This window comes from Actinomyces sp. oral taxon 849 str. F0330 (assembly GCF_000239715.1).
In the GTDB taxonomy this organism is placed as follows: Bacteria; Actinomycetota; Actinomycetes; order Actinomycetales; family Actinomycetaceae; genus Actinomyces; species Actinomyces johnsonii.
This window is the reverse complement of record NZ_JH470348.1, coordinates 111,454-122,154: the sequence shown is the minus strand read 5'-3', so window position 1 is coordinate 122,154 and position 10,701 is coordinate 111,454. Positions and strand designations below refer to the sequence as shown.

General features: G+C 71.0%; 7 protein-coding genes and 1 pseudogene. 4 read left to right on the top strand and 4 right to left on the bottom strand.

Annotated elements, in window-relative coordinates; translation table 11 throughout:
* The coding region (locus tag HMPREF0975_RS00505) for a dihydrodipicolinate reductase C-terminal domain-containing protein (RefSeq protein ID WP_009232121.1) at positions 1–213 on the top strand (213 nt) is incomplete at its 5' end.
* Between the two features lie 40 nt (positions 214–253).
* Here HMPREF0975_RS00505 and HMPREF0975_RS00500 read toward each other — a convergent pair.
* Positions 254–997: a GNAT family N-acetyltransferase gene (locus HMPREF0975_RS00500; RefSeq protein ID WP_009232120.1), complete on the bottom strand. Its 744-nt coding sequence runs from the start codon at positions 995–997 to the stop codon at positions 254–256.
* 315 nt (positions 998–1,312) lie between these two features.
* On the opposite strand from HMPREF0975_RS00500, the gene dapA reads away from it, so the two are divergent.
* Together dapA and HMPREF0975_RS00490 are read left to right on the top strand one after the other, a co-directional pair.
* Positions 1,313–2,209, top strand: a complete 897-nt coding sequence (dapA, locus tag HMPREF0975_RS00495; RefSeq protein ID WP_009232119.1) for a 4-hydroxy-tetrahydrodipicolinate synthase — start codon at positions 1,313–1,315, stop codon at positions 2,207–2,209.
* Between the two features lie 22 nt (positions 2,210–2,231).
* Positions 2,232–2,678: a pyrimidine dimer DNA glycosylase/endonuclease V gene (locus HMPREF0975_RS00490; RefSeq protein ID WP_009232118.1), complete on the top strand. Its 447-nt coding sequence runs from the start codon at positions 2,232–2,234 to the stop codon at positions 2,676–2,678.
* A 28-nt stretch (positions 2,679–2,706) separates the two neighbouring features.
* Here HMPREF0975_RS00490 and HMPREF0975_RS00485 read toward each other — a convergent pair whose 3' ends face one another.
* The 3 genes and pseudogenes from HMPREF0975_RS00485 to HMPREF0975_RS00475 all read right to left on the bottom strand — a co-directional run bounded on the left by HMPREF0975_RS00485 (position 2,707) and on the right by HMPREF0975_RS00475 (position 9,279).
* Positions 2,707–4,479 (bottom strand): AMP-binding protein, encoded by a 1,773-nt coding sequence (locus tag HMPREF0975_RS00485; protein WP_009232117.1) that lies wholly within the window; start codon positions 4,477–4,479, stop codon positions 2,707–2,709.
* Between the two features lie 91 nt (positions 4,480–4,570).
* Positions 4,571–6,504, bottom strand: a pseudogene (locus tag HMPREF0975_RS00480) (AMP-binding protein).
* 159 nt (positions 6,505–6,663) lie between these two features.
* Positions 6,664–9,279, bottom strand: coding sequence for a HelD family protein (locus HMPREF0975_RS00475; protein ID WP_009232115.1), 2,616 nt, complete (start codon positions 9,277–9,279; stop codon positions 6,664–6,666).
* Between the two features lie 456 nt (positions 9,280–9,735).
* Here HMPREF0975_RS00475 and HMPREF0975_RS00470 point away from each other — a divergent pair, with 456 nt between their 5' ends.
* Positions 9,736–10,674, top strand: coding sequence for a proteasome assembly chaperone family protein (locus HMPREF0975_RS00470; protein ID WP_009232114.1), 939 nt, complete (start codon positions 9,736–9,738; stop codon positions 10,672–10,674).
* Positions 10,675–10,701: the final 27 nt, after the last annotated feature.

Below are 10,701 nucleotides of genomic sequence, written 5' to 3'. Positions count from 1 at the left end.
GCCGTCGTCGACGGCGTCCACGTCCACGCCGTGCGCCTGCGGGGGCTGACCGCCCACGAGGAGGTCGTACTCGGCAACCCCGGCGAGCAGCTGACGATCCGCACCGACTCCTTCGACCGGGCCTCCTTCATGCCCGGCGTAGTCCTCGCCGTCCGGCAGGTCTCCAACCGCCCCGGCCTGACCATCGGCCTGGACGCCCTGCTCGACCTCTGAGACGACAGAAACGGGGCGAGCCGGAGCACTGCCGATCTCTCTATAGGGATGCCGCCCAGCAGTCCTCGGTGATGCCGTCGCCGACGCCGAGAACCCGGTGGGCCCCGGTGGGCGCCATGCCGACTGAGGCCAAGAGCCGGCTGACCGACTCGTCCCCGCGCACCGCCCAGGCCACCAGCGCCCTGGCCCCGTTCTGATGGGCCAGGTCCACGGCCGCGGCCAGGAGCCGGGAGCCGTGCCCCCGGCGCTGGTCGGCGGGCGCGACGCCCAGCGCCGTGACCTCCACGGCCTGCACCCCGGCCTCATCAACGTGTCCCTCGGCATCCATGGACTGGGTGGGGGCCAGGCCCAGCAGACCCACCACCGTCCGCTCCTCGGCCTCGCTCCCGGCGGTGGTCGCCACCAGGACGTGATGCTGAGGCGAGGGCGGCTCGGCCACCGCCGTCTCCCAGCCCGCTGCGATGACGGGGGCGGCGATCATTGCCCGCACACCCTCGGGCAATGGCGCGCCATGTTCGGCGGCGTGTCCCGCCTGAAGGGAGGCGAGCATGGTGGCGGCCTGGACCCGACCGATCGCCGCCAGGTCCTCCACTCGGGCAGAGCGCACGAAGCCCTCTGGTACCTGGGGACCGTCGTGATCATGCGGGTCGTGAGTGCCAGGGGAGTGCTGGTGCGGTGCGCGCGCGTCCAGGTCGGAGCCGAGTCCGGCCAGCGGATCGGCGCCCAGAACGGAGTCGTCCCGGCTGCTGGAAGACGAGAAGCTTGCGGGGGTCGAGGAGTCCATGACTCGAGCCTAGGACCGTTGCGCATGTCGGTGTTGGAGGCCCAGGCGCCATGGGCACAAGGCCTGGAGAGCGCTCGGTGGCAAGGCGTATGGCGGGAAAGTGTCCGTACGGGACGACTTTGACTGGGTCGTCTCACGGAGCCAGATTGCGTTTGTGCAGGTCGGAGGGTTCCCGACCCGGCATTGGTAGGGGACGGAGACTTCAAAGTCGTCCCATTTGGACATAATCGGCCTGCACAGCTGTCCGCTGTTCGCCTATCCGACAGATCGTGAGAACGCATCTTCCGTACGCCCGGCCCGCGTTAGGGTGGCACCATGAGCGCAGCCCCCTCCCGCAGCTTCGGTTCCGTCGGTGTCGCCATGGTCACGCCCTTCACGCCCAGCGGGGAAGTCGACTTCGATGCCGCCCGCGCCCTGGCCGTCAGCCTGGTCGACGATGGCGCCGACACGATTCTCCTGTCGGGTACCACCGGCGAGTCCCCGACCACTCACACCCCCGAGAAGCAGGAGCTGATCCGCCAGGTCAAGGACGCCCTGGCCGGACGCGCCATGGTCATGGCCGGCGCCGGCTCCAACGACACCGCCCACGCGGTGCGCATCGGCGTGGCCTCCCAGGAGGCCGGGGCCGAGGGCCTGCTCATCAACGCCCCTTACTACAACCGCCCCAGCCAGGAGGGCGTCTACCAGCACATCAATGCCGTCGTCGAGGCCACCGACCTGCCCGTCATGGTCTACGACATCCCCGGGCGCACCGGCGTGAAGATCACCGAGGACACCCTGGCCCGCCTGGCCGAGAACCCCCGCGTCAAGGCCGTCAAGGACGCCACCGGCGACGTTGAGCAGGGTTTCCGCCGCATGGAGTCCACCGGCCTGGAGTACTACTCCGGCGACGACGGCCTCAACTTCGCCTGGCTCACCCACGGCGCCTCCGGCGTCATCTCCGTGGCCGCCCACGCCGACGCCCACTCCTGGCGCCAGATGATCGCCGCCGTCGACGCCGGCGACCTGGCCAGCGCCCGCACCCTCGCCCGGAGTCTGCGCCCCCTCGTTCACGCCATCATGGGCGGCGGACAGGGAGCCGTCATGGCCAAGGAGGCCCTGCACCTTCAGGGGCGCCTGCCCAGCCCCACCCTGCGCCTACCCCTTGTACGCGCCGAGGAGGCCGAGGTCGCCGCCCTGCGCGAGGTCCTGGCCGCCTCCGGGCTGCTCTAAGAACCGGCAGGGTACGCCCGCCATGCGCATGTGGTCGCTGCACCCGCAACACCTGGACCGTGCGGGCCTTGTGGCATGTTGGCGCGAGTCGCTGCTGGCCCAGGCGGTCCTGGCCGGACGCACCCGCGGCTACCGCAACCACCCCCAGCTCGAACGCTTCCGCGGCGCCCCGGATCCGTTCACTCCGGCTATGGCCGTGGGCGCCTACCTGTGGGGACTGCGCGAGGAGGCCGTCCGGCGCGGCTACCGCTTCGACGCTTCCCGCATCGACGTGCCCCAGGCGAAGTGCACCGGCGTCAGCCTGACGGTGACTGACGGGCAGATGGACCTGGAGCGCAGACACCTTGAGGCCAAGCTGGCCGGGCGCGCCCCGGATCTCCTGCCCCTGCCGGAGCGGCTTGAGGCGCACCCGATTTTCCGGGTCGTCCCCGGCGACGTCGAGCCCTGGGAGCGGGCACTCGTCCCGTAGCCCCGGAGACCGCTGGCGTCGCAGCCGGTCAGCTGCTTGAGCCGAGCACCCGCTCGCGCACGACGCGGCGCAGGACCTTGCCGATCTGGGAACGCGGCATCTCCTCGATGACCTCCAGGCGGTGCGGCAGTGCGTAATGGGGGATCGTCCGCTCGGTGTGCTGACGCACAGCCTCCAGGGTCACCGAGCCCGGCGCGGCCCCATCGGCCAGGACGACGACGGCGCACACGAGCTCGCCCCGGGCGCCGTTGGGGAGCCCCACGACGGCGACATCGGCTACGCCCTTCAGGGAGCGGATCGCGGCCTCGACCTGACTGGGGTAGACGTTGAAGCCTCCGGTGAGAATGAGCTCGCGTCTGCGATCGGCCATCCACAGGAAGGAGTCCTCCCTGCGCACGATGTCGCCCGTGCGCAGCCACCCGCCCGGCAGGATCGCGGCCCGGGTGGCCTCCTCGTCCTCCCAGTAACCGGCGAAGACCTGGGGGCCGCGCACCAGCAGCTCGCCCGGCTCCCCATCGGGAACCTCACGGGCCGGATCCGGGTCCTCGGAGTCGACGACGCGCACGTCGGTGGACGGGAAAGGCAGGCCCAGCGCCCCCAGGCGGCGCGAGGGACCCATGGGCGTGCCCGCGACGATCGGGCTCGTCTCGGTCATGCCGTAGCCCTCGACGAAGTAGCCCCCGGTTGCCTTCTCCCACCGGGCCCCCACCTCCGGTGGCATCGGGGCGGCCCCGCAGACCCCGTAGCGCAGGGAGCGCAGGCTCGTGCCCTTCCTCTGGGCCCCGTTGAGGATCCGCTCGAACATGACCGGCACCCCGACGAAGAAGGTGAAGGGGCGCCGCTCGTGCGCGGCGAGTACCTGATCCACTGAGAACTTGGGCAGCATCACCTGGGTGGCGGCCTTCTGCACCGCGCAGAACAGATTGAAGGTCAGCCCGAAGGCGTGGAAGAAGGGCAGCAGGCACAGGAAGTTCTCTCCGCCCTCGTGCAGCATCGGTACCCAGGCGATGGCCTGGTTGGCGTTGGCCCGCAGGTTGGTGTGGGTGAGCATCGCGGCCTTGGGCGTGCCGGTCGTCCCACCGGTGTGCAACAGGACCGCGATGTCGGAACCACCTGGGTAGGGGAAGCGCGATGGGATCCGGTGGGCGCCGGCCACCTCCCTGTCCCAGGAGCGTACGTCCGCCGGCAGGTTCTCCGCCCGGAAGGCGGCCCTCTCCCGACGGGCCCGCTCCACCGGTAGACGCAGCGCGGCGCGTAGGCGCCTGGGCATCGCCGCCGAGAGATCCACGCTGAAGACCGTGCGGCCCTTGAGCGGATCCCCGCCGTGCTGCCCGCCGGTGAGCGGCTCAGAGACGAGATCGATGCCCTTTTCCCACACGATGACGACCTGCGCGCCATGCGCGTCCAGCTGGGAGCGGATCTCCTCGGCGGGCGCCAGCGGGTTGTGCTCGGCGACGATCGCACCGATGCGCAGCGCGCCGTAGAGCGCGATGGCGTGCTGCGGGCAGTTCGGCATGATGAGGGCCACCCGGTCGCCCTTGTGCACACCCGAGGTTCGCAGCACCTGCGCCGCGCGTTCCGAGGCCTCCAGCAGCTCGCGGTAGGTCATCGCGGCGCCCAGGAAATCGATGGCGACCCGGTCGGGGTAGAAGCGCGCCGCGGTCTCCAGCAGCTCGCTCAAGGGCGCATCGGGCACCTCGATCACGGCGGGGATCCCCGGCTGGTAGTGAGGACGCAGGTACTGGCGGTGGTCCTCGGAGGCCTGCGGCGGAGAGCCGGCATCGGTAGTGCTGTTGTTCATGTCAGGGGTCTGGGGTGGTGTGTATCAGCATCTCTGAGGAGGCGGCGGGTCTCGAGGAGGGACAGGGACGTAAATGGACGGTTCGGCGCGATCAACGGGAGGTCTGCTCATCCCCTCCGTCATGCCTGCCGCCATCCCTGCGGTCGTTCCTGCCGGGCAGGTGCTCGACGATGGAGACGGCCGCAGCGGTCGCGGCACCGGAGGCGGCTTCGCGGGCCGCCAGAAGCTCCTCGCGCACGACGCGGCGCAGGACCTTGCCGATTTGGGAGCGGGGCATCTCCGTCAGAATCGCGATCTGGCGGGGTAGGGCGTAGTTGGACAGGGTCTTGGCCGCCCACTCGCGTACCTGCTCCAGGGTGACCGTCTGGCCCTCCTTGGGCAGGATCGCGGCGACGACGGACTCATTGCCCGCCTCGGCCGGCAGCCCGACGACGGCTACGTCCTCCACCTGCGGCATCGAGCGCACCGCGGCCTCCACCTCCGTAGGGTAGATGTTGAAGCCTCCGGAAATGATGAGCTCCTTGCGGCGGTCGGCGATGACGTAGAAGCCGTCCTCCTCCTGGCGCACTAGGTCGCCCGTGCGCAGCCAGCCCCCGTCCAGCAGCGTCTCGGCGCTCTCCTCTGGGTTATCCCAGTAGCCGGTGAAGATCTGCGGGCCGCGGGCCAGCAGCTCGCCGACCTCGCCGGGGGCCACCTCGCGCTCGACGTCCTCAGGATCCACCAGCCGCACCTGCGTGGAGGGATAGGGAACGCCCAGGGTGCCGGGGCGGCGCGCCGGGGAGATGGGGTTGCCCAGGATGATGGGGGAGGATTCGGTCATGCCGTAGCCCTCGATGATCGTGCCGCCGGTGGTCTCCTCCCAGGCCTGGGCCACGGCCAACGGGTTGGGTGCCGCCCCGCACACGGCGATCTTGCAGGAGGACAGGTCCGCGCCCGTGGCCCGGGCCCTGGTCACCAGGCGGTCGAACATGACCGGTACACCGGGGAAGAAGGTGGCCGGGCGCCGCTTCCAGGCGGCCAGCACCAGATCCGCCCCGAACTTGGGCAGCACCACCTGGGTGGCGGCCAGCCCCACCGCGCACAGCAGTGACAGCGACATGCCAAAGGCGTGGAAGAAGGGCAGGACGGCGTAGAAGGTCTCCTCGCCCATGCTCGTAGTGCGCGAGGCCCAGGCCAGTGACATCTCCGCATTGGAGCGCAGATTCGCGTGTGTCAGGCACACTGCCTTGGGTGTGCCCGTCGTCCCGCCGGTGTACAGCAGTACGGCCGTGTCGGAGACGCCCGGCAGCGGGAAGCCCGTGGCCAGGGGAGCGGCCGAGGAGACCAGATCGTCCCAGGAGCGCACCCCGGCCGGCACCCTGCCGCGCAGCTCGCGGCGCTGGGTGCGAGCTGCGGCCACCGGCAGCCTCAGGGCCAGGCGGCTGCGCAACGGCAGATGACGGGACAGGTCCACCGAGTACACGTCCAGGTCCCCAAGGCCCGCCGCCTCCAGGGATCCGACTGCCGTCACCAGGCGCTCGAGGGTCTTCTCCCAGGCGATGATGACGCGTCCGCGGTGGATGTGGAACTGCTCGCGCAGCTGGGCGGCCGGCGCCAACGGGTTGTGCTCGGCGACGATCGCACCGATGCGCCAGGCCGCGTAGGCCAGGACCACGTGCTGGGGGCAGTTGGGAAGAATGACCCCGATGACATCGCCGCGCCCCACCCCCACTCGCCCCGCAGGGCCTCGGCGGCACGGGCGACCTGGGTCTCCAGCTGGGAGTAGGTGGTGGTGGCGCTCAGGAAGTCCAGGGCGACTCGCTCCGGGAAGTCCCGGGCGGCGTCGCGCAGCATGCAGGACAGGGGCTCGCTCACCGCGGCGATCGTCTCGGGCACCCCCGCGTCGCGATAGACGGAGCCGAGCGCCCCGTTGCGTGGGGCAATCGCACTGCTGACCGGTGCGGCGTCGCCGTCGTGACCGGACTCGCCGTTCTGACCGGTGCGGTCGTCAGTCGCCTTGGGATCCGACGCGCGTGGAGCGCTCATGGGTCTCCCCCTTTTGTCTGCCGGGAGCCTTCCTGTGATGGGAAGGCCCCGCTCGCCGTGGGTGCCGCGAGGCGCGACGGCGAGCGGTCAGGAGCAACCGTAACCTACGGTGGCGTAACTTGCGGGGTCAGGGTCGCGGGCGAACCTGTGCGATGGCGCTCACCGGGGATCGGCGCCGGGGCGCACCCCGAGCCCCTGTGGCAGGGGAAGGCGGCTAACTACCCGCAGGCGGCGCGTGGGCCGAGTCATCGCCACGTACAGGTCTCCCGCGCTGCGATCACCGATGCCGGTGGGGTCCACCAGCACGACGACGTCGAACTCCAGGCCCTTGGACAGCGCGGCGCTGACCACCAGCAGCCGCGAGCGCAGCACGTCCCCGCCCGGCGCCTCCATCGCGGCGGCAAGGGCCGGGTCCTGTCGCAGGAGGGCCTCGGTGCGACGGGGCGAGGGCGAGATGACTGCGATGCGCCCGGCGCCGCCGCCCACCTCTTGGTCGAGCCGGGCCGACTCCTGGGTCACCGCCTCGCGCAGAGCTCGTGCCCAGGCGCCGGAGCCCCTGTCCGTCTCGTCGTCTTGCCCAGCGGTCTCGTCGGCTACCTCAGTGATCTCAGTGATTTCGAGGCAGTTGGGCAGGTCTCGCACCGAGCGCACCGGGTAGACCGGTGGGTGGCCCAGCTGCGCCACCGTCTCCTCGGCCGTCTCCATGATGGTGGCCGGTGTGCGGTAGCAGACGCTGAGCGCCTCCTCGCGCAGCGGGGTCGACCCGCCGCGCGAGCGCCTCGACCGCCCGCCCTGCCCGGAGCGCCTCCGGTGGTGAGGGTGCCCGCGGCCGTCCTCGGCCGGTGACGTCCCCAGGGCGGTGAGCACCTCGTTCCAGCTGGTCGGGGCGTGAGGACCCGAGTACTGGGCCAGGTCGCCCACCACCGTGAAGGAGCGCACCGGGCAGCGGCGCGCCAGGGCCCGCCAGGCCATGGCACCGAGTTCCTGGGCCTCGTCGACGACGACGTGCCCGTAGGTCCACGTCCGATCCGCCCGCGCCCGCTCGGCCAGGGTGAGAGTGGGGCCGCCCTGGGAGACCCGGTCGGCGAGCATCTCGGCGCTGACCATCCCGGCACCCAGGTCCTGGGACTCGATCGCCTGGGCGGCGTAGGCCACCAGGTCCTCCCGGCGCCGGGCCTCCAGCCGGGCGCGCCGGGCTTGGGCGTCCTCACTGGGACCCAGCAGCTCTGCCAGCTCGTCGATGAGCGGGATGTCTGCCGCAGTCAGCGCGCTTCCCGGATCCCGGCGCAACAGCGCCCGCTCCCGCCCGCTCAAGGACGGCGCCACCTGCTCCAGGAGGGATGGTCGGCCCCACAATCGCTCCAGCAGCCCCTCGGGCGTCGTCGGCATCCAACACAGGTTGATCTCCCGGCGGGCGTCGCGGGCGGTGCGGATGTCCTCCCGGATCCAGGCCCGCGTGTCGGCATCCGAGGCGTCCTGGTTCGTGACCGCGGCGTACTGGTCGGTCAGTCGCTCCAGCAGCCACAGCACGAAGGCCTCCCGGGCCAGGTTGTGGGGCTTGCCGCCCCGGCGGGCCCGCGAGGCCGCCTCGCGCACGTCGCCGGGCTCCAGTGTCAGGCGCACGCCCTGGACCTCGATCTTGCGCGGGGCCTCGGGAATCCGCTGCAGGCCGCGTACCGCGCGCTCGAGGGCCCCGACCCACAGGGCGCGCCCCTTGATCTCGGCGATGCGGGCGTCCTCCTGCGCCGTCGCCCGAACACCCGGAACCAGGTCGCCGATCGTCGTGGAGACCACACCCGTCTCGCCCAGGGAGGGCAGCACCTGCTCCACGTACCGCAGGAAGGTTCGCGACGGCCCCACCAGCAGCACTCCGGAGCGCTCCAGGCGCTCGCGCTCGGAGTAGAACAGATAGGCCACCCGGTGCAGCGCCACCGCCGTCTTACCGGTTCCCGGACCACCCTGGACCACGAGGACTCCTCGGCCCGAGGAGGTGACGATCCGGTCCTGCTCGGCCTGGATCGTGGCCACGATGTCGCCCATCCGGCCGTCGCGGGCGCTGGACATCGCGGCGATGAGGGCGCCCTCGCCCTGCAGCTCTCCGGCGGCCACGGTGGCCCCGGAGGAGGCCTCCGGGCCGTCGTCGGACCCCAGGGCGGTGAGGTCGAGGACCTCGTCCTCCACGCCGAGCACCTGCCGGGTCCGGGTGTCGATATGCCTGCGGCGCACCAACCCCATGGGCCGGGAGGCCGTGGCTTGGTAAAAGGCCCGGGCCAGAGGGGCGCGCCAGTCCAGGATCACCTCGCGGTGCTGGGCGTCCTGCAGACCGATACGGCCCACGTAGTGGCGCCGCCCGCCGTCGGTCACGGGGGACGAACTGCCCGCTCCCCGCCCCGAGACCGCTGAGGAACCGGCAGGGCCTGGCGCGTCGTCGGGCGCCCGGCTCATGTCCATCCGTCCGAAGACCAGGCGGTCCTCAACCCCCTCCAGGGAGGAGACCAGTGAGGAGTAGTGCACGGCGTAGGCGTCCCGCTCCCCGCGCGACTGGTGGGTGCCGCTGACGCCCTGCGCCTCGGTGCGGGCCAGAGACCGGCGTGCCTGGTCGAGCTGACGATCCAACTCGCTGTAGGCGAGGTCGACGATCTGCTGCTCACTGTGCAGCTCGCGCTCGCGAACGCTGCCCGCATCGTCTCCCGCATCATCCTCTGACCGCTGACGTGCTTCCCGCTGGGAGTATGGCGGGGGGGAGGGGAACGTCTGACTCACAAAGCCTCGCATCGGTTCGAGTTCTGGACGGCTGGCACCTGAAGCGCCCACTGGCACTGGTTGACGCTGACGGGTACTGGGGTCGGTGATGGCTTCAGTACGGTCGACCCATTATTCTCCTGTTGGAGCCCCCCGCGGGGACGCCGAGGGCGAACACGTCGACTGAACCTGGCACGGGCGGGAACATCGACAACCCGAGAGGCGTTGGCAGGAATGCCGAGGACGCTATCGACCATTCCCAGGTACCAACCCGTACGAATCCTGATAAAACGCCGAATCGCGTCCTGGGCCAACGTCACATGACTGAGCCGAGGCCGAGCCGAGCATCGAGCTGAGACCATTGCACGACACCGACACGACCCTCCCCGGAGCCGTCGACCCCACCCTATCCTCGTGGCAGGGCGGCGGGCGCGCACACGGACACCCGCCGCGGGGGACGGACCAGACCAGACAGGAGGAGACGGGCTCGTGAGACCACTGTTCACCATCCAGCACCCCGCGGATCAGCCAATCTCCCCGCGGGTCCTTATCCACCACTTCGAGGGAGCCATGGACGCCGGGAATGCCGGCGCCCTGGCCGTTGACCAGCTGCTCATGACGCTGCCCAGCGAGCGCCTGGCCACATTCGACGTCGATGCCCTCGTGGACTACCGCGCCCGGCGCCCCACGATGACCTTCGTCCACAACACCTACTCCTCGGTGGTCATGCCCGAGCTGGTCCTGGACCTCCTTCATGACGATGACGGCGAGGACCTTCTCCTCCTGCACGGCGCCGAGCCGGACTACCGGTGGGACGAGTTCGTCGGAGCCGTGGCGCACCTGGCCGTCTCCATGGGCGTGAGCCAGGCCGTCGGAATCAGCGGCATCCCCATGGCCGTTCCCCACACGCGCCCGACCTACGTCCACCATCACGGCAGCCGGCCCGACCTGCTGCCCAACCAGCCCGAGCTCTTCGGCCATGTCGAGCTGCCCGGCTCGATGGCGGCCTACCTCGAGCTGCGGCTGGGCGAGCTGGGCCTGGACTCTCGGGGGGTCTCGGCTGCGATACCGCACTACGTCGCCCGCGACGAGTTTCCGCAGGGCGCTTCGGCGCTGCTGACCGCCGTCGTTCAGGCCACCGGCCTGGCGCTTCCGGTCGGCGATTTGGAGGCGGCCGCCAACATCAACCGCGCCGAGATCAACGCCGAGGCCGCCCAGCAGCCGGAGGTCAGCGCCGTGGTCTCCGCCCTGGAGGCCCAGTACGACGCCATGGCCCCCCGGATCGCCGCCGGAGAGGTCGACACCTCGGCACCCGTCCTCAACCTGCCCAGCGCGGACGAGATCGGCGCCCGTCTGGAGGCCTTCCTGGAGGCCAACGACTCCGGGGACCTGGGAACCCAGGGCTGGAACTCCGGCCGCGGGGGCTGAGCGGGACCGGTCTCCCCGGCCCCCTAG